Source organism: Pelagerythrobacter aerophilus (assembly GCF_003581645.1).
Lineage (GTDB): Bacteria > Pseudomonadota > Alphaproteobacteria > Sphingomonadales > Sphingomonadaceae > Pelagerythrobacter > Pelagerythrobacter aerophilus.
Genome location: NZ_QXFK01000019.1, coordinates 656,014 through 681,646, shown reverse-complemented (window position 1 = coordinate 681,646; position 25,633 = coordinate 656,014). Strand labels below are relative to the sequence as shown.

15 protein-coding genes and 2 pseudogenes are annotated in these 25,633 nt (G+C 66.5%); 6 read left to right on the top strand and 11 right to left on the bottom strand.

Annotation, left to right across the window (positions count from 1 at the left end):
- The first annotated feature begins 21 nt into the window (after positions 1 to 21).
- On the top strand, positions 22 to 378 hold the full coding sequence (locus tag D2V04_RS17050) for a HesB/IscA family protein (protein ID WP_182849622.1): 357 nt from the start codon (positions 22 to 24) through the stop codon (positions 376 to 378).
- Here the strand turns inward: D2V04_RS17050 and D2V04_RS17045 are convergent.
- Together D2V04_RS17045 and D2V04_RS17040 are read right to left on the bottom strand one after the other, a co-directional pair.
- Positions 375 to 1,268 (bottom strand): hypothetical protein, encoded by an 894-nt coding sequence (locus D2V04_RS17045; protein WP_119511698.1) that lies wholly within the window; start codon positions 1,266 to 1,268, stop codon positions 375 to 377. The two genes, D2V04_RS17050 and D2V04_RS17045, sit on opposite strands and share 4 nt — an antisense overlap.
- On the bottom strand, positions 1,265 to 2,257 hold the full coding sequence (locus D2V04_RS17040) for a diacylglycerol kinase family protein (protein ID WP_119511699.1): 993 nt from the start codon (positions 2,255 to 2,257) through the stop codon (positions 1,265 to 1,267). The genes D2V04_RS17045 and D2V04_RS17040 overlap by 4 nt, the downstream gene beginning before the upstream one ends.
- Positions 2,258 to 2,339: 82 nt before the next feature.
- On the opposite strand from D2V04_RS17040, the gene D2V04_RS17035 reads away from it, so the two are divergent.
- The gene (locus tag D2V04_RS17035; RefSeq protein ID WP_119511700.1) at positions 2,340 to 3,551 is read left to right on the top strand and encodes a M20 metallopeptidase family protein; all 1,212 of its coding nucleotides are present in this window, start codon (positions 2,340 to 2,342) and stop codon (positions 3,549 to 3,551) included.
- 9 nt (positions 3,552 to 3,560) lie between these two features.
- Here the strand turns inward: D2V04_RS17035 and D2V04_RS17030 are convergent, their stop codons facing one another.
- The 9 genes and pseudogenes from D2V04_RS17030 to D2V04_RS17000 form a co-directional block, all read right to left on the bottom strand.
- Positions 3,561 to 4,058, bottom strand: coding sequence for a MarR family winged helix-turn-helix transcriptional regulator (locus D2V04_RS17030; RefSeq protein WP_119511701.1), 498 nt, complete (start codon positions 4,056 to 4,058; stop codon positions 3,561 to 3,563).
- 57 nt (positions 4,059 to 4,115) lie between these two features.
- On the bottom strand, positions 4,116 to 7,193 hold the full coding sequence (locus D2V04_RS17025; protein WP_119511702.1) for a UDP-N-acetylmuramoyl-tripeptide--D-alanyl-D-alanine ligase: 3,078 nt from the start codon (positions 7,191 to 7,193) through the stop codon (positions 4,116 to 4,118).
- Positions 7,190 to 8,377, bottom strand: a complete 1,188-nt coding sequence (locus tag D2V04_RS17020) for an HlyD family type I secretion periplasmic adaptor subunit (RefSeq protein ID WP_119511703.1) — start codon at positions 8,375 to 8,377, stop codon at positions 7,190 to 7,192. Before D2V04_RS17020 ends, D2V04_RS17025 begins: the two co-directional genes overlap by 4 nt.
- A complete protein-coding gene (locus D2V04_RS17015; protein ID WP_119511704.1) occupies positions 8,374 to 10,515 on the bottom strand; it encodes a type I secretion system permease/ATPase in 2,142 nt (713 codons plus the stop codon). The genes D2V04_RS17020 and D2V04_RS17015 overlap by 4 nt, the downstream gene beginning before the upstream one ends.
- The gene (locus D2V04_RS17010) at positions 10,512 to 11,717 is read right to left on the bottom strand and encodes a TolC family protein (RefSeq protein WP_119511705.1); all 1,206 of its coding nucleotides are present in this window, start codon (positions 11,715 to 11,717) and stop codon (positions 10,512 to 10,514) included. Before D2V04_RS17010 ends, D2V04_RS17015 begins: the two co-directional genes overlap by 4 nt.
- Before the next feature lie 189 nt (positions 11,718 to 11,906).
- On the bottom strand, positions 11,907 to 15,860 hold the full coding sequence (locus D2V04_RS17005) for a BapA/Bap/LapF family large adhesin (protein ID WP_228766505.1): 3,954 nt from the start codon (positions 15,858 to 15,860) through the stop codon (positions 11,907 to 11,909).
- Positions 15,845 to 16,483, bottom strand: a complete 639-nt coding sequence (locus D2V04_RS18250; RefSeq protein ID WP_228766504.1) for a hypothetical protein — start codon at positions 16,481 to 16,483, stop codon at positions 15,845 to 15,847. Before D2V04_RS18250 ends, D2V04_RS17005 begins: the two co-directional genes overlap by 16 nt.
- Positions 16,484 to 16,598: 115 nt before the next feature.
- Positions 16,599 to 16,910: pseudogene (locus D2V04_RS18455) on the bottom strand (BapA/Bap/LapF family prefix-like domain-containing protein); the annotation flags it as partial.
- 434 nt (positions 16,911 to 17,344) lie between these two features.
- Complete coding sequence (locus D2V04_RS17000; protein WP_119514869.1) at positions 17,345 to 18,151, bottom strand: type I phosphomannose isomerase catalytic subunit; 807 nt, start codon at positions 18,149 to 18,151, stop codon at positions 17,345 to 17,347.
- Positions 18,152 to 18,404: 253 nt separating this feature from the next.
- Between D2V04_RS17000 and D2V04_RS16995 the strand changes: the two genes are divergently transcribed.
- The 4 genes and pseudogenes from D2V04_RS16995 (at position 18,405) to D2V04_RS16980 (ending at position 25,603) form a co-directional block, all read left to right on the top strand.
- Positions 18,405 to 19,751, top strand: a complete 1,347-nt coding sequence (locus tag D2V04_RS16995; RefSeq protein WP_228766503.1) for an MFS transporter — start codon at positions 18,405 to 18,407, stop codon at positions 19,749 to 19,751.
- A gap of 86 nt (positions 19,752 to 19,837) precedes the next feature.
- On the top strand, positions 19,838 to 21,040 hold the full coding sequence (locus D2V04_RS16990; RefSeq protein ID WP_119514867.1) for an ROK family transcriptional regulator: 1,203 nt from the start codon (positions 19,838 to 19,840) through the stop codon (positions 21,038 to 21,040).
- A 218-nt stretch (positions 21,041 to 21,258) separates the two neighbouring features.
- Positions 21,259 to 23,633, top strand: a pseudogene (locus D2V04_RS16985) (GH92 family glycosyl hydrolase).
- A 5-nt stretch (positions 23,634 to 23,638) separates the two neighbouring features.
- Positions 23,639 to 25,603 carry a glycoside hydrolase family 2 protein gene (locus D2V04_RS16980; RefSeq protein ID WP_119514943.1) on the top strand — a complete coding sequence of 655 codons (1,965 nt, stop codon included), beginning with the start codon at positions 23,639 to 23,641 and terminating at the stop codon, positions 25,601 to 25,603.
- The last annotated feature ends 30 nt before the right edge of the window (positions 25,604 to 25,633 follow it).

Below are 25,633 nucleotides of genomic sequence, written 5' to 3'. Positions count from 1 at the left end.
TCCGAAGGATAGATTTGTATCATGACCGAGACCAAAACCCGCCAACGCCCTGCCGCCGTCACGCTGACAGAAGCGGCCGAGCGGCGCATCGCCGACCTCATGGCGAAGGCGCCCGAAGGCGCCATCGGGGTCAAGCTCTCGACGCCGCGGCGCGGCTGCTCGGGCCTCGCCTATTCGGTCGATTATGTGACCGAGGAACAGGCGTTCGATGAGAAGATCGAAACGCCCGGCGGCACGTTCTACATTGATGGAGCGAGCGTGCTCTACCTCGTCGGCAGCGTGATGGACTGGCGCGAGGACGATTTCACCGCCGGCTTCGTGTTCGAGAATCCTAATGCCAAGGGTGCCTGCGGCTGCGGCGAAAGCTTCATGGTCTAACCGCGCCGGCGCGCGCGCCAGACTCTGAAGAGCACGCCCGGCGCGGCCAGCACCGGGTGCCGTTCGCGCCAAGGCGTGATCGCTACGGGAACGCCCGTGTGCCGTTCGATCTTCCAAGCCGCGTAGCGCGCGGCCCCGTCGAAGGTCGTGCTCGCCTTGACCAGTCGCGCGAGATTGAGCGGCTTGCCGAAACGCCGCCGGCGCCCCCACCAGCTCAGGATACGCCGCCGCTCGGTGGCCGAAAGGCGCGGCGCGAGCCGTTCTCCATCGCGCGCGAAGGGAATACCCTGTGCCTCCCAGGCGAGCGGCAACAGCCCTTCGAAATGAGCGGCGTTGACCGACAGGATCGAATCCTCGCGCCCCGGCTTCTCGACCCGGAACTCGGCCTGATAAGTCGCGCGGAACAGCGCGCGCCAGTAATCCCCGGCCGTACCGCTTTCCGGCCCGAGCGCCGCGGCGAGCCGGGCCGCCGTCTTCGCGGCGCTCGCGATCGCGGCAGCGACGCGCGGACGCCAATCCTCGGCCGACAGCCAAACCAGCGCGCTCGGCTGCACGAAACGCGCCCAGATCGTCGTGTCGCGGCTCTCCCCCTCGGCCGCCCGAACGAATGTCGCGAAGGCCATCCGCGCGACTTTCGCACGCAGCACGCGCCCCTCGTGCTCCCATTCGTGATAGCTCACGCGCGGCCAGATGCGCTCTGCCTGATCGCCCGGCAGCAGGAGGTAGAAGTCGAGCACGCCTTCGAGCTCGCCCGTGCGCAGGTTGGAACCGTAGAACAGCGCTGCCGCCGCGCCCGCTTCCTCGGCGAGTCGCGCGGCGAAAACAGTGACCGCAGGGTGAACCGCAGCCTCGAGTCCTTCCTCGATCCGCTGCGCCAGCGCGCCGTTCACGGTACCACGAAGCGCAGCTCGGGGCCGCTCGTCAGCCGGTAGCGCCCGGCGGGGAAGGCCTCGCCGTCGAGGATGATCTCGTCGTCAACCGCGATCTCGATCGGGTCAGCGGCGACGCGGTGGAAGCCTTGCTCGCGCAGACGCTCGGATCCGTGCCCGCGGACGATCGCCGGCATTTGCAGCAGCAGGCCTCGCGCGGGATGGTCGAGGACCGCGAGCTTGAGCCCTTCGCGCGGCTCGCCAAAGGGATTGAGGCCGGCGGGGAACCTCTCGAGCGTCGAGGCGAGAAGGAAATGGCGCCGTGCCGGGTCGCCGGCAGGAACGTGCGGCAGTGCGCGGCCTTCGGGGCCGATTGTCAGTTCCATCGGAACGCCGCGGCGCCAGCGGTTGCGATCGCTGCCGAGCAGGGCCTGGAGAATGCCCCACCCCGCCGTGACTCCCACCGCGAGGCTGTCGAACGCACCCAGCCGGTGGGCGTCCTGCCCGGCACGGATGCCGAGCGTATAGGCGCCGGCACCGAAGATGAAGCCGAGCATCGGCGCTGCCGCCCGATCGAGCGCATCGACCCGAACCGGCCGGCGGACCACGCGGCGGCCCGAGGCATAGGCCCCGATCGCCGCGCCGATCGTCCATGCCGGCGGTGCGCCGAGATCGACGTTGAGGGCGTTCGTCTTGCCCTTGGGCAGAACGGCGACGTCGGGCCAGGCATCGCCGAACACGTCGAGCCCGGCCGAGAGCACGTCGCGCACAGTGCCGTCCCCGCCGTTGATGACCAGATAGTCGATCCCGCGCGCGGCGAAGCGGGCCAGCTCCTCCTTCAGACGGGCGGTGTCGGGCGGCTGGGCGACGAAGATGTTGGCCTTCACCCCGAGATAGAGGTCCTGACCCTTGTTGCGGTGGCTGCGCGGGTTGTAGATCACGCCCACCGACGGCCCTGCGGTGGCGATCCGCACCTCGGGCACGGGCAGATTGGCGTCGGCGGGAGTCATGAGGGCGCCTTAGCCGGAGAGTGGGGTGCGGACCTAGACATTTTCGCTTCGCCGGCCCGGTCCGGTCCTGTAACCTCGGCCCATGCTCCATCCCGATCTGCTCGACTCCGCCCGCGCGCTGTCCGACCGCATTGTCACCCTGCGCCGCGCGATCCATGCCGAACCAGAGCTCGGGCTTCACACCCCGATGACGATGGCGAAAGTGCGCGCCGCGCTTGCGCATCTGCCGCTCGAATGGCGTGAAGGTTCGTCGACGACCGGCCAGGTCGCGGTGCTCAAGGGTGCACGACCGGGGCGGCGTGTCCTGCTGCGCGGCGACATGGACGCACTGCCGATGCGCGAGGAGACAGGGCTCGACTTCGCCTCCACCATCGAGGGGCGGATGCACGCCTGCGGACATGATACGCACACCGCGATGCTCGCCGGCGCTGCGGAGCTGCTCGCGGCCCGGCAGGGCGAACTGGCCGGCGAAGTGCTGTTCATGTTCCAGCCCGGCGAGGAAGGCTTCCACGGCGCGCGCTTCATGCTGGAGGACGGGCTGCTCGGCGGCGGCGCGCACGGCCCGCTGCCGGAAGCGGCCTTCGCGCTCCACATCATGCCCAACGCGCCCTACGGGGTGCTCGCGGGCCGTGCGGGGCCGCTGATGGCCGCGGCCGATCAGTTCGATGTCCTGGTGACTGGGCAGGGCGGCCATGCCTCAATGCCGCACGACGCGCGCGATCCGGTGCCCGCCGCATGCGAGATCGTAGGCGCGCTGCAGGCGATGGTCACGCGGCGCTTCAACGCGGCCGATGCGGTGGTCGTCACCGTGACTCAGCTCCAGGCCGGCACCGCGCACAACGTCATCCCCGATCATGCGAGCCTGCGCGGCACGATCCGCACACTGTCGCCCCGCCACCGCACCGCCGTGCGCGAGGCGATGGAGGCGGTCGTGCGCGGCGTGGCGCAGGTGCATGGGGTGGACGCCGAGCTGACCGTGACCGAGGGCTTTCCCGTCACCATCTGCGACGAACGCGCGGTCGCGCTCGGCCGCGAGGTCGTTCACGAGGCGCTGGGCGAAGGTTCGTGGCGCGAGTTGCCGGCGCCGATCATGGGCGCGGAGGATTTTGCCTACGTGCTGGAGAAAGTCCCGGGCGCCATGTTCTTTCTTGGCGTCGCGCCCGAGGGGGAGGACTGGCGCCAGTGCTGCGGCATCCACTCCCCGCGGATGACTGTCGACGAAAGCGCACTGCCGCAGGGGACCGCCATGCTCGCCGGCTGCGCACTGCGCTTCCTCGAAAGCGGATTCGCCTGAGCCGAGCCGCTATCGGCCGCGGGGGACGAACGGCTTTGGCCGGGCTGCGGTATCGCTCTCGGCCGGCTGCTCCAGAATTTTCCGCAGGAGGGTGACCATTGCGCTGCGCCCGCGGTCGGAGAGGCCGACGATGACGCGCCGATGGTCGAGCGGATCGGGTTGCCGCTCTATCAGCGCTTCGTCTTCGAGCCGGTCGATCAGCCGCATCGCCGATGTCGGAGTTATACTTGAAACGAGCATCAGCTGCTTGACGTAAACGATGCCGCCTTCCTCGCCGTTGACGAACAACTCCAGGAGTATGTCCCAGGCGTAGTCCTTCACCAGACCGGGCGGAATGTGCTGGTCCATTTCCTTGCGGAGGCGGATGAGCCGCCGCGCGCAATCGACGAGCTCCCGTTCGAGAATCGTCCGGCCGTGGCCGGCCTGCGCCAGGGATTCGACCGTCCGCCGGGAGGAGGGTGACGGATCCGCGGGAAGCGGGATGATCCTGTCCTTCGAACTTCTCATGACGATATTTGTCAAATGCTCCGAAACAATATTTAACAATTCAGCTTTATCTTGAAGTCAGTTCCTTTCTTCTGTCGTTTCTATATCAGAAACAAGTTGATGTATAGCAGTGCTGTGTGAACCTTTGAAAAGTATTGCGTCCCCAGTTTTCAGGTCGGATAGTAAACAGCTTCTTAACTTTTCTAAGGAAGAAGGTCGGGCTCCCCTGATTTTTTCGGGCAGATTGGACCAGAACTCGTCGTATAGGGGGCCAAGCGCATAGACCCGGTCTATCGGCTGGCGGGCCACGGCGGCGGCAAGCTGCGTGTGGTATGAACCCGCGTCGGGACCGAGCTCGGCCATTTCGCCCAGGACGGCGATGCGGCGTGCGGCCCCTGTCTTCGTGCCCAGCAGCGCTAGCGCCGCTTCCATCGAACCGGGATTGGCATTGTAGGCCTCGTCGAGGACGAGCACCCGCCGCCCCTCGATATCGGCTTCGAATTCCCGGCCGCGCCCTTCCAGCGGGACGAAGGTCGCCAGTCGCGACAGCGCCGGTTCGAGATCGCGGCCGAGCGCCCATAGCGCGGCGAGAACCGCCAGCGCGTTCAGCGCCATGTGTTCCCCGGCGGCCCCCAGCGCGAAGGCGACGCTGCGCCCGCCGATGCACGCCTCGGCAACGCGGGACGATGCATCGTAGCCGGCGAGCCTGACCTCGCATCCCGCCGCCCGGCCGTAGTTGATCACGCGCAGGCCGCGGCTGCGGGCGGCCATGTGGACCCGCGCCCATTCGGCCATCTCGCGGTTGAGCACCGCCACCCCGCCGGGGCGCATGCCTTGGAAGATCGCGCTCTTTCGCCGGGCGATCGTCGCGAGATCGCGGTGGTATTCGAGATGCGCGGGCAGGATGTTGGTGAAGATTGCCACGTCCGGCCGGGTCAGGCGTGAATTCTGCGCCATCCGGCCGATCGCCAGCTCCAGAGCGATATGCGGCACGTCCCACGGGATCGAGGCGAGATTCCAGGCGATCCCGTGCGGCAGGTTGGCATTGTGGCGTGTCGTCCCGACTGCGCCGTAGCCTTCCATCGCGTGCGCCAGCATTGCGACCGTGCTCGTCTTTCCGGCGCTGCCGGTGACGGCGACGACCTTTCCAGCCATCTTTCGGCGCGCATATTCGCCGAGGTCGAGAATTGCCGCCTCGACATCGCTCACAAGCAGAGCCGGCGCGCCAGTGTCTTCGAGTTGCACGGGGTCGCTGCCGATATAGGCCGCGGCACGGTTCGCCAGGCGGGGAATGTGACGTTCCGAGACACCGCGCTGGCCATCGGGCGGGCGCAGCGCGATCATGTCTCCATCGCGGAATGCCGGAAGGTAGGTGCACAATCCGCTCGTCGACCAGTCCGCCTCTGGACGCCTCAGCCATTCCCCGCCTGTCGCCTTCTCGACATCCGCCGCGGTCCAGTGACGCTGGTTCTTCTCCACCGGAGGACGGTGGGCGGCAGCGTCTTCGCCATCGCGAGCCAGAAGATAGCGGCGATAGGCGGCCAGGCCCGACAAGTAGTGCTCAACGTCGTCGATGCGGATGCGGAAGGCGTGGTGGCGGATGAAGAAGCTGCCGGCGATCTTCTCCGGCCGGGCGAAGAACATCGCCAGCTCGGGCCAGAAGTGGCCATTGAGCAGATAGTGCGCGCGAAAGTCGAGCGCCTGGTAGAAGCGCGTCAGGTCGATCCCGTCGAGCAGGTGCCGCCGCTCGGGATCGGCGCGCAGCCGGGCGACCATGCTCTCCGCCGCGGTCATCAGCTCCAGCAGCGTCGGGAAAGTCGTGATCCGTTCGAGGACGAAGCCGAGATGGGTGCGAAAGTTGTCGAGCCCGAACCGGAAATAGCGCTCCTCGGGCCGATAGCGGGTCAGTTCATTGACGGCATAGCTGAGCCAGTGGTCGTGTGCCTTCCAGTGCTCCTGGTCGATGAAGTATGCGAACGCCTTCTCCACCGCGGACAACCAGCGCTCGTCGCCGGTGGCCTCGTAGAGGCGCATAAGGGCGAAGGCCGCCTCGCCATCGTAGTAGATGATCCGGAAGCGCTCCTTCTCGTTCAGCGAAGAATAGGCGAGCACATGGGAGAACGATCCGTTATCGGGATCCTGCATGTGCAGGATTCCCGCACCCAACTGCTCGGCGAGCGCGAGGCTTTCGGCGGTTCCCGTCAGTGCATGGTGCTTGAGCAGCGCAAGGATCGCCACGGCGTTCCCACCCAGCTTGATCTCGTCCCCGACGTCGACGAGGAACGCTGCCTTCTCCTCCGAAGGGAGTGGCGCGATTCGAATGAGCTCCCCCGTCAAATAGGCGAGGGCGCGGCTGATCGCTTGCTCCAGATCCTCGTCGCGGGTGACTTCCCATGCTTCGAGCATGGCATAGACGGTGCTCGCATGGCGCAGCGTGTTGTAGGCCCGGATGGGGCGGTCGAAGCACGGATGCCAGCCGTAATGGAAGCGCCCGTCGTCGAGAACCTGCGTGGCGAGATAGGCGCTGCCCGACCGGACGAGCTGTGCCGCATCCTCCGGCTGCAGCGCGCCCATCGTACGCCGCCCGGAGTCGAGACCGGCGCCGGAAAGCTCGTGGACCGCGAGATCGTCGCCGACGAATGCGCCCCTGGTGGTGAACAGCCAGACCGGATCGTCGTCGCCGAACGTCAGATCCGCCAGCCGGTGGCGCTTTTCGGCGTAGATGCGGAAGTTCTTCTCGTTGAGGACGGCCGCCGGGTTCCGGTTTCCGCCGTAGAGCATGGCGTTGGCGTTGATCTCGGTCTCGAGGAACGCGTGCTCGAAGCCGGGATCGAGCGAGACGCCGAGGCGGAAATAGTTGCGCTTGATGGTGCGCAGCGCTGCCTTGAGTTCGCCCCAGGTCCTGCGCTCCACCGCGTCGACCCAGTCGAGGCGCAACCAGCGAACCGCCCTGCCGCTGGCGGCGATCCGCTCGACGCCGGCCTGCCAGGCCTCCTCCACGGTGTCCCCGCTCGCGGTTACGGTCGTCGCTCGCCGGGTTCCGTCGGTGAAAGAGAAGAACAGGACCGCGCGCGCCTGGCCTTCGACCTGCACGGATGGGACCTGCCCCAGACGGGTGCGGAGGCGCTCCAGGCAGGTTTCGAGCCGATCCGTCACCTCTCCCGAAGAGCCTCCTGTGCCCGGTTGATCGGCTTCATCAGGTATTGCAGCACCGTCTTCTGCCCGGTGTGAACGTCGACGGTGGTGATCATGCCCGGGACGATCGGGAAGCGTTCGCCCGCATCGTTGACCAGCGCGTTCGACGTCGTGCGGACGAAGACGCGGTAGTAATAGACTTCGGGATTGACCTCGTCGCGGATGGTATCGGGGGAGATTGACGCGACTTCGCCTTCGAGGCCGCCGTAGATCGAATAGTCGAAGGCGGTGACTTTCACCGTCGCCCTCTGCCCCGGATGGATGAAGGCGATGTCGCGCGGCGACATGCGCGCCTCGATCATGAGCTGGTCCTCCAGCGGAATGATCTCCATCAGCCGCCCGTTCGGCGGGATCACCCCGCCCACGGTCGAAACCTCGATGCTCTTGACGATCCCCTTGACCGGGGAGCGGAGCGTCAGCCGGCTCACGGTGTCGGAACGCCCGCGCACGACCGGAGCGAGAGCCTCCACTTGCTCGTTTGCTTCGGAGAGCTGCTGCCGTGCCTCGACGAGATATTGCGAGCGCAGATCCGCCTTCTTCAGCTCGAGCTCGGAAAGCTGGCGCCGCAGCCGGATCACCTCAACGTTGCTCGCGGCGCCGACCTCGATCAGCGATTCCCCGATCGCGACTTCACGGCGGATCAGTGCGATCGACTGATCGATCAGGCGAACCGACTCGTTCAGGCTGCGCCGGCGAGTTTCGTAGAGGCGGGTTTCCGCTTGTTTGAGGTCCGGAAACTCCTCGAGCTCGGCGGGAAAGGTCAGCGCCGTCTGGTTGACTTCCGCCTGCAACCGGGCCGACGCCGCAAGCGCCGCGCGGTACTTCGCGGCGCTTTCCTCGAAGGTCGAGCTCGCCTGGGTCGGGTCGAGCTGTGCGAGAATCTGCCCGGCCTCGACCAGATCGTCCTGCTGGACGTGCAGCTTCGCGACGATGCCGCCTTCGAGCGATTCGATGACCTGTTCGCGCATGGTCGGCACAACCCGGCCGCTGCCGGTCGCCACTTCGTCGAGCGTGGCGAACCATGCCCAGAGGATGGCGGCGGCAAACAGTGCGCCGAGCGTCCAGACCAGGCGGCTGGAGAGCTTCAGGCGGGGATCCGTCTCCTCACCGAACAGCCAGTCCTCGCTCGCGGCCTGCGCGGTCATGCGGCCTTGCCCTTGCCCTGCATCGTCGCCAGCGCGGCGTGCTTGGGTTTGTCCAGCTTGACCGCGCCGTTGTGGATCACGACGATCCGCTCGACGAGTTCGAGCACCCGCATGCGGTGCGTGGCGATGATCACGGTGCGGCTCTTGCTCCAGTCCGCGAAGCGTTCGATGAAGTGCCGCTCGGCCGCCTCGTCCATCGCGGCGGTGGGCTCATCGAGCAGGACGACCGAGGGTTCGCGCAGCAACAGCCGCGCGAGGAGCAGGGCCTGCGTCTGTCCGCCCGAGAGGCCCAGACCGCCTTCGAGGATCATGTAGTCGAGCCCCGACTGGGTCCGGCGCACGAAATCGTCGGCGCCGACCATTTCCAGCATGGCCGCGATCTGTTGGTCGGACGCATTGGGCGCACCCATCGTCAGGTTGTCGCGCAAGGTCCCGTGGAACAAGCGGCTGTTCTGGCTGAGCAGGCCGATGTCGCGCCGCACATCGGCCGGATCGATCTGCTGCAGCGCCAGGTCGTCGACCAGCACTTCGCCCGCGATCGGCGGGAGCAGCCCGGAAAGCGCCTGCAGCAGGGTCGACTTGCCGGCCCCGTTGCGGCCGAGCAGTGCGATCTTCTCGCCCGCGGCGATGTCCAGCTGCGGCACGGCCAGCGCGGGGGGCGCGTTGGCGTCTCCGTAAGTGAAGATGGCCGAGCGGAGGCCGAAATTCCCCTGTATCGCCGGGATCTGGAGGCGGTGTCCGTGCTCGGGGTTGTCGACCGGCAGCGCCATGATCTGGTCCACGCCCTGAATGCCGACTTTCGCCTGCTGCAACCGGTTCAGGACTTGCGCCACCTGCGAGATCGGCGCCATCATGCGCGAGCCCAGGATCGATGCGCCGACGAGCGCGCCGGTCGTCATGTCGCCCGCGATCACTAATGGCGCGCCGACGAACACGATCGTGGCGTAAACGGCGTTCTGCACGTTCTGCGCCCAGGCGGTCAGCCCGTTGGTGAGGCCCCGGAGTTTGAGCTGCGCCTCGCCCGCCACGGCGTTGAAGTGGTTCCACCGCTGCTGCAGCGGGTCTTCGGCCTGGAGCGTCTTCACGTCCTCGATCCGCTGGATCGCTTCCACCAGCATGGCGTTGCGCAGGGAGGACTCGCGCATTGCCTCGGTCGCGTAGGCACGCAGCTTCCGCTGGGCGAGCCAGCCGGGCACGAGCAGCAGCAGCATCGCGCCGAGCGGGACCAGGGCGAGCGGCCCGGCGATGAACCAGAACGCCGCCAGGAACAGGAGGAAGAACGGAATGTCGGCGATGGCGGACACCGTCGTCGAGGTGAGCAGTTCGCGCACCTGCTCGAGATCGCGGAGCTGGGCGATGAACGTTCCGGTGGAGGCGGGACGGTCGCTGTTCCGCACCCGCAAGGCATGGCCGAACACCCGATCGGAAATGCGCAGGTCCGCCCGCCGGCCCAGCACGTCGATGATATTGGTGCGCAGCTTGGTCAGCAGGAAGCTGAAACCGATCGCGAACAGCACGCCGATGAACAGGACGTAGAGCGTCGGGAACGATCCCGCCGGCACGACGCGGTCGTAGACCTGCATCGAGAACAGCACGCCGGCCAGCGCGAGCGTGTTCGTCACCAGCGATGCGACGACGACGCTGGCGTAGGAGCGGCGGTCCTTCAGCAGAATTCGCCGCAGCCAGTGCTCCTCGTAGGGGCGGATATAGGTATCGACCCGCGCGTCCGGGATGGCGCCGGCGGGGCGCGGGACGACGAAGCTCTCGCTGGCCTCGATCAGCTCGGCCAGTTCCATGCGCTGCTGCAATCCGGCCTCGCCCGCGACGGCCAGGCTGACTTCCCCCGACGCGCTGACCGCCGTGATCACGGCCAGATCGCCGTCCCGCATCCGTGCGACGACCGGTAGGCGCCAGCTCGTCAACGACAGCGAGGCGGGTTCGGCGAAGTGGACCTGCAAGCCCGCGTGCCGCGCGAGCATGCGGATACGCTCCTCATTCCCCTTGGTATGCAGCCAGCGATCGGACAGCCGGGCCGTCTCGGCCGATACCGGCAGCCCGTATTGGCGAGCGACGAGATGGAAGGCCTCGATCCAGGCGTGCGGGCGGAAATCCGCGTCCGGGGCGGCCTCGACCGTCACAGGACCGTGCCGCCGATGGTGGCGCCCGCGAGTCCGACCGCCTCGCGTGCGGTTCCCGAATTCACCAGGCAATCGACCTGCAGACGGCGGAGATCATGCTGCGTGTTGACTCTGTCGAAGCGGACCTGATGCAGCTCCTGCTCCGCGTTGAGCAGGTCGACCAGCGTCTTGGTCCCCATCTCCAGATATTGCAGGCGGTAAAGCTTGCCGGTCTCGCGCATGCTCGCCTCGCGAAAGGCGAGCGTGTCGAGTACGCGGCCGAAGCTCGCCACTTGCCGCTGCGCTTCGCTCAGCGTGCGGCTCACATCGTTGCGGATGCGCGCTTCCGCCGCGTCGGCGGCGCCGAGCGCGTGGGAGGCGCCTCGGATCCGCGCCTGGTTGGCTCCGCCGTTGTAGAGCGAGGTGGAGACGTTGATCCCGAAATTGTACTCTTCGCGGCCTCCGAACGGATCGTGGATGTCGGTCGCGCCACCGGCACCGAGCGACACGGTGGGCAGGCTCTCTGCCCGGCTGCGCTCCAGGTCGGCGAGCGCCTGGTCGCGCTCGGCCCGGACCTCGCGGATCGCCGGAATCGTTTCCCAGTCCGGCTCCCCCTGCGCGCAGGATTGCATGAAGTCGTCGGGCAATTCCGACGACACTGCGGGAGCTTCTCCGCGTCCGAGAAGATGGGCGAGGGTTGTCTGCCAGCGCTGGTGCTCGGCCTCGATCTCCTCGATCGTCGCCTGGGCGGCCTGCACGCGGGCGTCGGCCTGCAGCATGTCCGCCTTGGTCGCCGCGCCTTGCTCGAAGCGGTGCCGCACGAGATCGCTGATGCCGCGGACACTTTCGAGCTGGTCGAGCGCGATCTGCCGCAGCGCTTCGGTGCGCTGGAGTTCGATGACCGAGTAGCTGGTGTCGCGGATCAGCGAATCCACCGCAAGCAGGAGCCGCGCCTCGCCGATCGCGACACCGGCCTCTGCCGAGTCGACCGAGCTGCGCACTTTCCCGAAGTCGTAGAGCATCTGCGAGACGGAGACGTTGGCGCGGGGGCGCCAGCGGCTCTGGCCGATGTTGTCGTATCCTGTGCCCACGCCGGCGTTGATCTGCGGCAGATAGCCGGCTTCGGCGACGTCGATCTCCTCGGCTCGCGAATCCAGTCGCGCACCCGCCTCTACCACTGAGGGAAGCCAGGCAACCGCCTCGCGCGCAGCACGGTCGATCATGAGGGGCGCCGGGCTCTCAGGAGGCGAGGCTGCGAGGCTCGACGAAAGGCCGAGCCCGCAGGCCCATCCGGCTGCGACAAACCAAGCATCCCCCCACTTCACCCGATTAGATTTCACACATTCTCACTCGTACTGCGGTAACAAGGGCCCGCGCCGATTTCGGCGCGAGCCCCTTGAGAATACAGTCGATTAGACAACCGAAACGTTACTGCCGTCGAGGTCGTCCCGCGGGTCCGTACCCAGGTAGCCGAGCGGATCCTGGACGGGATCCAAGGCGGTCTGCACGAGTGCGATCTCTCCGGTCGGCTCGGTCGCCAGGGGCATCGGCGCATCGTCGCCGCTTTCCCCGAGATAGCGATCGAGCACTTCCTCGAGCGTGCCCTGCCCTTCGAGCAGGTCGAACTCGGGGAGCCCGGTCTCGCCGGTGGCCGCGATGGTCTCGCTGCCGTCGGCATCCGCCAGCTCGAGCGGGATGGCGTCGGCTGCGAACATGCTCATGAAGGCCGCCGCATCGGCGTCGGGCACCCCGGCGCCGGACGGCTGGACGGTCACCTCGAGCGTGCCCTCCTCTACCTCGCCCGACGGAAGCGTGACCTGGTACTCGAAGGTATCGAGCGCCGGTTCGGTCAGGTGCGCCGCCGTGTTGGGCGTGTAGGTGTAGGTGCCGTCGGCATTGACCTCCAGCGCACCATAGGTGCCCTGGACGGTCACTGGAGTGCCGCTGGTCACGTCCGTAAAGGTCGTGCCATCGGCCGAGATCGCCAGCGGCGGATCCACGTCCCCGAGCAGGTCGTTCGCAAACAGATCGCCTTCGGCCGGGAAAGTCTGGCCGACGAGGAAGCTGTCGAGATGGGTGACCGTCGAGGTAACGTCGATGTTGACGCCCCCGGCCACCGAGACCAGGCCGAAGTTGACGTCGGCCCGGACCCGGTACTCGCCCGCGGGCACGTCCGGAACGAGGATGTCACCGGTGCCGCCGCTGCCCAGCAGGCTCAGCAACTGGCTGCCATCGTAGCTCGCGTAAGTGCTCCAGGTGCCGCTCGTCGTGTCCAGCAACTCGACGAAGACCGTGACGCCGCCGCCTACGCCGAGGAGACTTCCGGCATCGACGGCGAGCGTCACGTCCTGGGTGGTGTCGGCAGCGACGATGAAGCTGTCGCTGACGAGATCGCCAGTCGCGCCGAGCGGCGCGCCAAGCAGCACTCCGGTCCACGCATAGTCCACCGCATCGGGTATCGGATCGCCTGCGGTCACCTCGTACTCGTACTCGATCCCGGCCTGCGCCGTATCGTCGGCCACTTGTTCACCCGCGACCTCGACCGTAAGCGTCGCCTCGACTGAGTTAGTCCCGTCCGAGATGGTGTAGGTGAACACGTCGGACAGTCCGATCGAGGCGGAGTCGCCGTTCGCCGTGTAGCTGTAGGAACCGTCGGCGTTGATGACGAGCGTGCCGTAGGCACCCTCGATCGTCGCGCTGCCACCGGCGAGTGTCTGGACCTCGCCGGCACCGTTCTCGACCTGCGTTACCGTCGTGCCGGGAACAGCGGTATCTTCACCCGCCTCTCCGCTGGCGACCGCGTCGGGGTCGATCACGTTCCCGGTGACCGGCGTACCGATAGCCGAGAAGCTGTGCTCGGTGACGGTCGCCGTGACCGAGGTGTCCTGGATGACCGTGAGCGTGTTGCTGAGCAGCGCCTCCGTGACAGCCCCGAGGACCGCATCGAGAGATGCGCCCAGGCCCAGCGAGTTGAGACCGTCCGCCAGGACTTCCACCAGCTCACCCGCACCGAGACTGGTGGTGGTGTCGAGCACCGGCTCCAGGAGGTTCCTGACGACGGTTCCCAGCGGAAGTCCGATGCCTGGTAGGATCTCGCCGTTCAGTGCGGTCTCGACCGAGTCAAGAACGAGCGCCTGGTTCTCGGTGCCGAGGACCACGCCGCCTTCGCCCAGTTCCTCGAGCGACAGGCCGTTGCCGTCGGTGTCGAGCAGGCTGCCCGCGGTGCTTTCGCCCTTGCGGACCACGATCGTGTAGTCGCCCGGTTCGAGCCCGGTCACATTGGCGACCAGCGTATTGTCGCTGGTAACCCCGAGCACGCCCAGTCCGGCCACGTCGCCAAGCAGCGGATCGTTGCCGGTGGTCAGGACCCCGATCAGCTCGCCCGCCGAGTCGTAGATCTCGACGTTGAAGGCGTCCGCCACTGCGAGCAGCGACGTCTGGCTGACTTCGATGGCGACATCGCCCGAGGTTCCTTCGGCGACGGAGATCGCGAGGCTGTTGGTGGCGTTGCCGTCATCGAGCAGCCCGAGGACCTGCAGGTTGTCGTCCGTCACCGGGGCCTGGGTGACCGAGTCCCGGGCCCCCAGGTCTGCCGTGGCCGTATCGTCCACCGCCAGGAGAACCGCCACCGTCACGGCGCCCAATTGAGCGCTCGGTCCGGTGTTGCCGGCCGCGTCGGTCTGACGGACCTGCACGTCGCCGGCGGCATATTCGCCGGCAGCCAGTTCGAAGCTGGTGCCCGCACCGGCCACCCAGCTCGTGCCGCCGTCGATCGAGTACTCCCAGGACGCTCCGTCCTCGAGGCCGCTGATCCCGACGGTACCGTCGCTGGTGATGCCGTCGCCATCGACGCCGGTATCGGTTTCGAGGGCAGCTTCAGGCGCTGCCGGCAGCGTAAGGTCGGGTGCCTCGGCAGTGGTTGGCGTGGACTCGTTGCCGGCCGCATCGGTGGCGGTGACCAGGAGGTCCTCGCCATCGGTCTGCGCCGGGATGGTCACGCTATAGGTGCCGTCGGCCTCGACCGTGCCGGTTCCGAGTTCGGTCGTGCCATCGGGAGCATAGACCGTGATCGTCGCGCCGACTTCACCCGTACCGGTCACCAGGGTGCCGGTCCCATCGTCGACATCGGCCGTCGGTGCCGCAGGTGGTGTGAGATCCGGTGCCTCGGCCGTGGTCGGCGTGGACTCGTTGCCGGCCGCATCGGTGGCGGTGACCAGGAGGTCCTCGCCATCGGTCTGCGCCGGGATGGTCACGCTATAGGTGCCGTCGGCCTCGACCGTGCCGGTTCCGAGTTCGGTCGTGCCATCGGGAGCATAGACCGTGATCGTCGCGCCGACTTCACCCGTACCGGTCACCAGGGTGCCGGTCCCATCGTCGACATCGGCCGTCGGTGCCGCAGGTGGTGTGAGATCCGGTGCCTCGGCCGTGGTCGGCGTCGACTCGTTGCCGGCCGCATCGGTGGCCGTGACCAAGAGGTCCTCGCCATCGGTCTGTGCCGGGATGGTCACGCTATAGGTGCCGTCGGCCTCGACCGTGCCGGTGCCAAGCTCGGTCGTGCCGTCGGGAGCATAGACTGTGATCGTCGCACCGACCTCACCCGTGCCCGACACCACACCGCCGGTCGCATCGTCGACATCCGCTGTCGGTGCGTCGGGCGGTGTGGTGTCGGGCGATGTGGTGTCGCCCTCCACCAGGTCGATCGTCAGCGTAGCCGTATCGCTGGTCCCGTCGGGATTCACGAGCCGGTAGGTAAACACTTCCGACTCGCCCACACCCACTGCCTCGTCGTTCGGCGTGTAGGTGTAGCTTCCGTCCGCATTGATGAGGAGCGAGCCGTATTCGCCCTCGATGACGAGACCGTTGGTCACGGCGACGAAGTTGCCGTCGCCGGTATCGATCTCAAGCACCGCCTCGCCCGCGTCCACATCGTTCGCGAGCACGTTGCCGCTTACCGGATCGCCATCGACCGTCGTGGTCTGGAATTCAACATCGAGCGTGAGCGTGATGCCCAGCGACAGCAGGCCGCCACCTTCGTAGACCACCCGATAGTTCCCCGGGGGGAGGTCGTCGGCCGTGACCTGGACCTGGTTGTCGCCAAGGACAGTGAGCGAAAGCAGGTCAAGCGCACCACCTCCCGAGGTGCTGGCGACGTCCTCGAACGTCCCGTCGGGCAGTTCCCTCTGCAGAGTGAACTCGACGTCCGAGAGCACGGTCGCCACGCTATCCGCGGTTAGCGTGAATGAGGCATCGGTTTCCGCACCGGCGGCAACCGCAAAGTCGTAGGTCTCGCTGAAGGTTCCGACCGCCAGAGTGTAGGTCGTGCTCTCGCTATCCGCCGTGGTCTCGACGGTCAGCGGGAACTCCACGCTGGCCGTATCGTCGAACGCGTCAGCGTCAGCGTCAGCGTCCGCGTCCGCGTCAGCATCGGCGTCCGCATCAGCATCAGCATCAGCGTCTGCGTCGGCATCAGCGTCTGCATCAGCATCGGCGTCTGCATCGGCGTCCGCATCGGCGTCCGCGTCTGCGTCGGCATCAGCATCGGCGTCCGCATCTGCGTCAGCGTCTGCATCGGCGTCAGCATCAGCATCGGCGTCTGCATCGGCGTCCGCATCAGCATCAGCGTCTGCGTCGGCATCGGCGTCTGCATCGGCGTCCGCATCGGCGTCCGCGTCTGCGTCGGCATCAGCATCGGCGTCCGCATCTGCGTCAGCGTCTGCATCGGCGTCAGCATCAGCATCGGCGTCTGCATCGGCGTCCGCGTCTGCGTCGGCATCAGCATCGGCGTCCGCATCTGCGTCAGCGTCTGCATCGGCGTCAGCATCAGCATCGGCGTCAGCATCAGCGTCGGCATCAGCGTCGGCATCAGCATCAGCGTCCGCATCTGCATCTGCATCTGCGTCAGCGTCCGCATCAGCGTCTGCATCGGCGTCCGCATCTGCGTCAGCGTCAGCGTCAGCATCCGCATCGGCATCTGCATCCGAATCGTCACTGCCGCCGCCGCCGCCCGCGGCCGCGGCGATTCCGGCGGCTCCCAGCAGACCAACCAGAGGCAGAATCATGCCCGCGCCGGCCCCGCCTGCTTCGGCGGATCCCGCAGCGACCTGAGTGAAGAGATCGCCGACCTCGCCAAGTTCGTAGAACTGCACGCCATCGCCGGGCCTGGCGACCCACATCGACCCGTCGGCTTCCTCGAGCACGACTTCGCTGTAGTCGTCGGTCAGGCCGTAGAAATTCGCCAGCCGAATGACCTCGCCTGACTTGAGGCGGATCAGAAGATCGTCACCCTCGCGTTCGAGGCTGGCGATATCGGCGCGCTCGAGCTGCAGCTTGACGATGCTCGGGCCGTTCAATTCAATGGATTCCAGCGGAACGGAACGGCTCTCACCAGTAGCCTTGTCGTAAATTTCGGCAGGCATGTTCAACTCCCCTGTTTTGCGCGCACGTATACCACCCCGTTATTTACGGAGCGTGCAGTTAAGTGATGTGAACTAACGGGTTCACATGGCAATTTATTGGATTTCTGGGGATATCCTATCAACGATATTTAAGTACGCAACAGATCGCGACGGAATCACTCCGTTTTCGGAATAGTTACTTTTGCTTTCCTAGGGTGACCGCGTGCGGAAAGCTGCCCGGGAGGACCGGACGGCAGCCATCAAGCAGCCATATCGCGTGAAAATCTTCGGTCTGGCCGCGGTTTATGGCGTTCGCAGGCGTGCGATGCGCGGCTGCGGAACGCGACTCGGCGTTCGCCGGGAATTTCTATTGAACCGTGCCGGTTGTCGCCGCCTTTGCGGCGATCGATGCCGGGCCATGTCTTAGGGTGGGTTCGGCAAAACCCGCCGCGGCTTCAGCCGGGCCGCCCGGCTGCAAGAACCTCTGTTCCGGGAGCGAACCTCGGTTCTTCTCCCTCGACCAGAAGGCACTCTCCCACGCCTGCGCGATCCGCGCCGCACGTCACCTCCCCTTCAAGGGGTACCATCCAGACGGGGCCGCTGCCGAGACCCGCCATGATGGCGGAGGCATCGACGCCCTTCGCCACGGTGAAGTGGCGATTGCTCACCAGGATCCGGCAATCGGCTTGGCTGTCGCCGGTCCGCAGGAAGAGGTCGTCGGCATAGGGTTCGGCCCGCGCGACGGCCACGCCGTCATCGAGATGGAGCTCGCGCGGCCTGCCGTAGTCGTAGAGCCGGTAGGTGACGTCGGAATTCTGCTGCACCTCGACGAGCGAGACGCCGGCCCCGATCGCATGGACCGTACCCGCTGGAATAAGAAAGAAATCGCCCGGCTGGACCGGCTTCCAGTCCATCATCGCCTCGATACCGCCGTCGAGTGCCAGCGCGCGCAGCCGCTCGCCGTCGAGCGGTTCGCGGGTTCCGATCCCCAGCACGGCGCCGGGCTCCGCGGCGGTCACGTACCAGCACTCGGTCTTGCCGGCTGCGAGCCCGCGGTCCCGCGCCTGTTCGTCGTCGGGATGAACCTGGATCGAGAGGCGCTCGCTGGTAAAGAGCAGCTTGACCAGCAGCGGCATCGGCTGCGCATCGTCGCGGGTGAACCAGATCTCGCCGATCCGCTCGCCGCCCTCGTGGCCATCGATCGGAATGGGGAGTGAGGTGCGGCCCCATGGCTTTTCGACGTGGCGCGCAACAAGCTTCATCTCAACTCCTCCCACAATGCGACTCGGTGTCGAGTCGCATCGGCTACGATGATCGTCTTACGGGCAGGCCGAAGTAGCGGCACGGGCTGAATAATCCAAATGATTTGGGATATTTTGCTGTGCAATGGCCTAAGTCGGGGTAAACGCGCTGGTCTCGGCGGGGCCGGCGGGCTAGGTCGGATCGGCTCCGCGGGGGCAAAACAGACTGTGCCGGCCTTGCCCGGCCCCGGCCATGCGACGAGGAGTTCGCCCTTTGACGTCATCACAGCGTTCGACTCTGGGGGCCTTCCTGGCGGTCACGACCCTGTTCTTCGCATGGGGATTCATCACCTCGTTGATCGATCCGCTGGTTGCCGCGGTGAAAGGCGTGTTCACGCTCACCGACGTCGAGGCGCAATTATCGGCCTCGGCCTTCTTCATCGCCTATGGGCTCGTTTCGCTTCCGGCGGCCGTACTGCTCCGCCGCCGGCAAGCCGGTGCATCGATCCTGATCGCGCTGGCGACGATGCTCGCCGGATGCCTGGTGATGCTCGTCGCCACGAATGCCGGCAGCTATGCGATCGTGCTGTTCGGACTGTTCATCGTCGCCAGCGGGATCACGATCCTGCAAGTCGCCGCCAATCCGCTGGCCGCGGCGCTGGGCAATCCCAAGTACAGTCATTTCCGGCTGACGCTCAGCCAGAGCTTCAACAGCGTCGGCACGTTCATCGGGCCCTATCTGGGGGCGACCCTGTTCCTCGAAGGCGTCCATGTCCAAGGCGGCGCGGCTGTAACCGAAGCGGCGCGGCGGAATGCGCTCGCAGGAATCGATTCGGCGTTCCTGTGGATCGCAGGGATGATCGCGGCGCTGTTTCTGTTCTTCTTCCTCCAGCGCAAGCGGGTCGACCGGGCTGCACCGGCGGCCGCGGCGGACGTCTCCGCCGGCGTCGGCGCCACTCTGCGCGAGACGATGAAGTCGCCGTGGGCGATCTTCGGCGGTCTCGCGATCTTCCTCTACGTCGGGGCGGAAGTCGCGATCGGGACGCAAATGGCCCTGTTCCTGAACTCGCCCGACGTATGGGGACGGTCGAACGCGCCGGCCGAGATCGGGGCGCTGGCCCGCTTCATGCAGCTCGACGGTACGCCGGGCGTCTCGCTTCAGGAAGCCGGCCGGGCCGTTTCGCTCTACTGGGGCGGTGCGATGGTCGGGCGCCTGATCGGCTCTGCTCTTCTCGCCCGTTTCAACGCCGGATGGCTGCTCGCGATCTTCTCGACCATTGCCGCGGCGGCCTGCGCCTATGTCGCGCTGATCGGCGGCGTGGAGGCGGGCTTCGTCGCGCTTGGCATCGGGCTGTTCAACTCGATCATGTTCCCGACGATCTTCACGTTGACGCTCGAGCGCTCCAGCGCGAGCCAGGCGGCGACGTCGGGCCTGCTGTGCACCGCGATCGTCGGCGGCGCGTTCATTCCGGTCCTGACGGGCAGCGTTTCGCAGCTGGCGGGGTATTCGTTCTCCTTCAGTGTCCCGATGGTGTGTTATCTCCTGATCTGCATTTTCGCGATCGCGGCCGTGCGGGCGAAGTCGCCTTCGCGCGCGCCCGCCGCGGTCGTGCTCCATTGACGCAGCCCGAGAAGAGGTTGGTGCGTGATATCTGACTGTATTTCCAAGTGCTTGTGGCCCAGCCGTCCCATCTCCGGGGCGCGCCCATGACCGAGGCTTCGCGCCCTCGCATAGGGCTGTCCGGCACCAATCTCGAACGCGCCGCGGACCACAACCAGCGTGTCACCCTCCACGCGATCCGCGTCAACGGCCCGCTCACCCGGGTCGACCTGGCAAACATTACAGGCCTCACACACGCAACGATAGCAAACATAACCAAACGCCTCCTCGCCGAAGGACTGATCGAGGAAGCGGGGCGGTTGCGCGGCGGACGCGGCCAACCGCCGGCCAAGCTGGTCGTCAATCCGAACGCCTGCTATTCGCTGGGCGTCAACATCGACCGCGACCATGTGACGATCGTGGTGGTGAACTTCCTCGGCCAGACGATGGCCCGTGTCTCGCGCGAGGTGGAGTTCGCGCTGCCGGACGAGGTCCGATCGTTCTATCTCAGTTCGGTCGACAAGGTGCTCAAGCGGGCGAAGATCGACGTCTCGCAGCTCGTGGGCGTAGGGATCGCCCAGCCGGACGATCTCGGCCTCGTGGATCTTCCCGGGCGCCCTGCGGCCTATGCCGAGTGGGAGAACCTGGACGTGGCGAGTCTGTTCGCCGAACCGCTCAACCTGCCCGTATTCGTGGAGAACGATGCGGCGGCGGCGGCGATGGGCGAGCTTCAACTCGGCCTCGGCCAGGGTTTCTCCAGCTTCTTCTATATCCTGATCTCGTCCGCCCTGGGCGGCGGTCTGGTAGTCGACGGCGCCTACTTCCGCGGTGCGGACGGGCGCAGCGGCGAGATGGGCTTTCTGATGAGCGACGACGGCCGTGGGGGGCGCAGCCAGATACAGAACTTCGTGTCTCTCTCCGGTCTATCCAGGCCGCTGGAGGCGGGCGGCTTCAGCATTGTCGACATGCTGCAGTCCCAGGGGCGGAACGAAAAGATCGAGCCGATCGTCGATGCCTGGATTGACGAAGCGGTGGAGCGGTTGAAGGAGCCGCTGACGGCGATCAACTGCCTGATCAACCCTGCCGCGGTGCTGATCGGCGGTCGCCTGCCCGGTCCTTATGTTGACCGGCTGGCCGAACGGTTGAGCGCTTTGCTGCAGCAGCGCGCCACCAACGCACCGGTGCTCGCCCCGATCAAGCGGGCGATGCTGGCGGAAGATGCGCCCGCCGTCGGCGCGGCTATCCTGCCGTTCAGCCATTTCCTGCTGCCCAAGCCGAACGCCCTCTGGAAAGCCCCAGCCCGCATCTAGCCTAGGCAGCTCCCTTTCAAACCGGTCCATTGCTGCGTCCGCCCGAGCAGGCGACGCGACCCTGTGTCGCGCGCTGACGGCTCTCGCCAAACTTGCGTGCCATTTTATTTGACAAAATGATTTAATTAATCGAGGAGTCGTTTCCGATAGCCGGGAGCGGAGAAAATCCGTCCGGGCAAGGGGGCTCGTTGCGGCCCCTTGGGGAGAGGGAGCAGGGAATGAGGAACGATCGCGCACAACCTGTGATTCGCAGCTCGCGAATCGGGACGTGGTTCCGAACCACTGCATTGCTCATGGCGGGCGCCAGTCTCATCGGCGCGCCGGGTGCCGCGCAGACGCACGACAACACGCAATCCCCCAGCCAGCCCGTCGAACTGGCCGATCCTCTGGTCGGCACCGCTCCGCTCGACGATGGCGATCTGATCGGCAATGCGCCGCCTCCGGGCGAGCCGCTCTATTCCGGGCAAACGTCGCCGGGTGCGCGGCTGCCGCACAGCTCGGTCGAGGCATCGCCCGTCAACGTCAATCTCGAGCTTACCTATCCCAACGGCGTCCCGGCGCCGTATCACTATCCGAACCCCACCATGATCGCCTTCACCGGCGGCGGCGGCGCCACCTACGGCGGCAATGCCAAGCCATTCATCATGCCCGTGGTGGGCGACTGGACGGTGCCGCCGGCATACACGCCGTCCTATTACGACAAGGCGCGCGAGAAGGCGTCGCCCGGCTATTATTCGGTCTATCTCGACACGTTCCGCACCCAGGCGGAGCTGACCGCGACGCAGTGGACCAGCATGATGCGGTTCACCTTTCCCGAAACCGATCGGGCCAACGTGATCGTCAACCTGCCGCGCGAGGGCGGTGAGGTCGAGATCGTCGGCGACCGCACCGTGCGCGGCGTCTCGGCCGAGAAGCGCAGCAGCGCCGACGGGCCCTATTTCGTCGCCGAGTTCTCCAAGTCCTTCGCAGCGCTCGGCACGTTCCGCGCGAACCTGGAGGACAAGGGCTGGGGCATCGGCACCAAGGACGTCGAGCGGGGCCGGCGCGAGATCTCCGGCAACTATGCCGGAGCCTACGTCACCTTCGCCACCGATCAGGGCGAGCAGGTGCTGATGAAAGTCGCCCACGGCCACAGCTATGCCGAGGCCGAGCAGCGCCTGCGCGAGGAAAATCCCGGCTGGGACTTCCAGCGCGTCCACAACTCGGCGCGCGCGCAATGGGCGGAGCTGCTCGACCGCGTCCAGGTCACCGGCGGCACGCCCGAGCAGCGCAAGCTATTCTACTCGACGCTGTTCCAGTCCTTCGCCAGCCCCCGCCTGCTTGCGGAAAAGGGTGACACCTTCACCGGCCGCGACGGCGATGTGAAGACGGCGGCGTACGACCGCTACAGCCCGGTTCCGTTCTGGGATACGGGCCGCAACCAGATCGTGCTGCTCGAGCTGATGGAGCCCGAGCTGGTGCAGGACATCATGCGCTCCGAACTCGACATGGCACGCGAACGCGGGTTCATGAACACCTCGTTCCACGGCGACAATGCGGTGTTTCTCTACCTCGGCGCGATGGAGCGGGGCATCCCGTTCGACTACGAGGCGGCCTACGAATATCTCCGCAAGAACGCGACCGACCCTAAGGGGCCGCGCGGTTACATGGACGAGTATCTGAGCAAGGGCTGGATCTCGGACATCGTGCCCGAAGGCAATCCCAGCCCACCCTATGCCGGCGGCAAGGCCGGCGCCGACAAGACGCTCGAATATGCATGGGACGATCACGCCCTGGCCCTGATGGCGCGCCGTCTCGGCAAGATGGACGATTACCGCATGTTCCTGCGGCGCGCGGGCAACTACCGGAACGTCTTCGACAGCTCGGCCGGATTCATGCGCGGGCGGACCGAGGACGGGAGCTGGATATCCCCCTTCGATCCGGGCGAGCCGTACTACAACTTCATGATGAAGGAGGCCTCGGGCTGGTGCCGCACGACGTGCAGGGGCTTGTGAACCTGCTCGGCGGACGCGAAGCGTTCAACGCCAAGCTCGATGAGTTCTTCGAGACGCCGTACAACCCGAAGGGCATCTGCCGCGACTGCACCGGCATGCTCGGGCAGTACGTGCAGGGCAACCAGCCCGACCAGCACGCCCCCTATCTCTATGCCTGGAGCGGACAGCCCTGGAAGACGCAGAAGCTGGTGCGGGAAATCCTCGGCACGCTCTATGGCAGCGACGCCGCCGGCTACGGCTATCCCGGCATGGACGACCAGGGCGCGACCTCGTCGTGGTACGCGATGAGCGCGATGGGCTTCTATCCGGTCGACCCTTCGACGCCGCACTACATCATCGGCAGCCCCGTGTTCGACACCGTCCGCCTGAGCATGGGTAACGGCAAGGCGCTGGAGATCGTCGCCGAGAACAATTCGGCGGAGAACATCTACATCCAGTCGGCAACGCTCAACGGCCGTCCATGGAACAAGCCGTGGTTCAGCCACGACGACGTCAAGGACGGCGCGAAACTGGTGCTGACGATGGGGCCGCAGCCCAATCCGAACTGGGGTAGCGCCCCGAATGCGGCGCCGCCTTCGATGTCGGAGCCGGCACGATGAGGCGGATGATCGAAGCCCCGGGTGTGCGGACGCTCCTGGCGCTGTTCTGTGCGATCGCGGCATTCGGCGCCGCCCCGGCGCTGCACGCGCAGGGGCCGGCGGACGACAAGGTCTTTACCGGCGAGGTCACGACCAGTTGGGGCCGCGAGGTCACGCCCGAGAACGCCTGGCGCAGCTACCCGCGCCCGCAGCTCAAGCGCGATGCCTGGCTCAACCTCAACGGCCTGTGGGACTACGCGATCACTTCGCCCGACGTGGTGCGGCCCGAGCGGATGGATGGGCAGATCCTCGTTCCCTTCGCGGTCGAATCGCGCCTCTCCGGCGTTGCGCGCCGGGTCGGGCCCGAGGACCGCATCTGGTACCGCCGCAGCTTCACCGTTCCCGCCGACTGGGCCGGTCAGAACGTGATGCTGAACTTCGGTGCGGTCGACTACGAGGCGCATGTCTGGGTCAACGGCGCGATAGTCGGCTCGCACACGGGCGGCTTCGACGCCTTCGGCCTGGACATCACCCCCTATCTTCGCAGCGGCGAGAACGAGCTGCTGATCCAGGTCGCCGATCCCACGAGCGCCAGCACACAGCCGCGCGGCAAGCAGATCCTCGAGCCGGCGGGCATCTGGTACACCGCGGTCAGTGGCATCTGGCAGACGGTCTGGCTCGAGCCGGTGCCGAAGCTCCATATCGCCGACGTGCGTGCCACGCCCGACATCGACCGCGGCGTAATCGAAGTCGACGTGGCACTGAGCGGCTGGGCCGACGACACCGACGCGGTGCGCCTGACCGCGAGCGCGGGCGGCAAGACGATCGCCTCCACGGTCATCCGCGCCAATCGCCATGCGACGCTCGCGATCCCGGACGCGCGGCTCTGGTCGCCGGAGGATCCGTTCCTGTACGATCTGACCGCAGAGCTGGTCACGGTGCGCGATCCCTATGCCGGGATGGAGGACCGCAATCGCGTCTCCTACGACGCGCGCTTCACCGAGCGCGAGCAGAACACCTATGCCGCGGCTCAAGTCGTCGGCGCGCCGCGCGATCATGTCGAAACCTATTTCGGCATGCGCAAGATCTCGGTCGGCGCCGGCCCGATACATGGTCAGCCGGTGATCTTGCTCAATAACGAACCGTACTTCCAGCATGGCACGCTCGACCAGGGCTGGTGGCCTGACGGGCTCTACACCCCGCCTTCGGAAGAGGCGATGGTGAGCGACCTGGTCTTCCTCAAGAAGGCCGGCTTCAACATGGTCCGCAAGCACATCAAGACCGAGCCCGCCCGCTACTACTACGACGCGGACCGTCTCGGCATGCTGGTCTGGCAGGACATGCCCTCGGGCGGCGGCGAGGATCAGTTCGTCACCGGCACCAGCAAGAGCCAGGCGGTGCTCTCGTCCGACACGATGGCGCAGCATCAGGACGAACTCACCCGCATGATCGGCGATTTCCGCGCGTTCCCGTCGATTGTGATGTGGGTGATCAACAACGAAGGCTGGGGCCAGTACGATTCCGAGACTCTGACAGAGCTCGCGAAGGGCATCGATCCGAGCCGGCTGGTCAACGCCGACAGCGGCTGGCTCGACGTCGCGCCGGAAGCGTCGGACGTGTTCGACATCCATACCTACGAGGACGAGCCGAGGACGCCCGAACGCAAGAGCAACCGCGCGATCGTGCTCGGCGAATACGGCGGCATCGGCCTGCCGGTCGAGGGACATCTCTGGCGTAAGAGCGAGCGCAACTGGGGCTATCAGACGGCCACCGACGAAGCAGACTATGTGGCCCGCTATCGCCGCAAGCTCGAGGCGGTGATCCGCCAGGCCAAGGAGCACGGTCTCAGCGCCGCGGTCTATACCCAGACCACCGACGTCGAGGACGAGATCAACGGCCTGCTCACGTACGACCGGGCACGGCCGAAGGCGCCGCCGGAAACCCTCGCTGAGATCGCAGCTCCGCTCTGGGAAAAAGGAGGCGACCCCTAGGGAGTGGCGCGCATTCGCCACAGACCAAAG

Excerpts from the sequence above, each read along its gene's own strand:
- D2V04_RS17050 (WP_182849622.1), top strand. The coding sequence starts at position 22 with ATGACCGAGACCAAAACCCGCCAACGCCCTGCCGCCGTCACGCTGACA.
- D2V04_RS17040 (WP_119511699.1), bottom strand. The coding sequence starts at position 2,257 with ATGACTCCCGCCGACGCCAATCTGCCCGTGCCCGAGGTGCGGATCGCC.
- D2V04_RS17035 (WP_119511700.1), top strand. The coding sequence starts at position 2,340 with ATGCTCCATCCCGATCTGCTCGACTCCGCCCGCGCGCTGTCCGACCGC.
- D2V04_RS17030 (WP_119511701.1), bottom strand. The coding sequence starts at position 4,058 with ATGAGAAGTTCGAAGGACAGGATCATCCCGCTTCCCGCGGATCCGTCA.
- D2V04_RS17020 (WP_119511703.1), bottom strand. The coding sequence starts at position 8,377 with ATGACCGCGCAGGCCGCGAGCGAGGACTGGCTGTTCGGTGAGGAGACG.
- D2V04_RS17010 (WP_119511705.1), bottom strand. The coding sequence starts at position 11,717 with ATGATCGACCGTGCTGCGCGCGAGGCGGTTGCCTGGCTTCCCTCAGTG.
- D2V04_RS17000 (WP_119514869.1), bottom strand. The coding sequence starts at position 18,151 with ATGAAGCTTGTTGCGCGCCACGTCGAAAAGCCATGGGGCCGCACCTCA.
- D2V04_RS16990 (WP_119514867.1), top strand. The coding sequence starts at position 19,838 with ATGACCGAGGCTTCGCGCCCTCGCATAGGGCTGTCCGGCACCAATCTC.
- D2V04_RS16980 (WP_119514943.1), top strand. The coding sequence starts at position 23,639 with ATGATCGAAGCCCCGGGTGTGCGGACGCTCCTGGCGCTGTTCTGTGCG.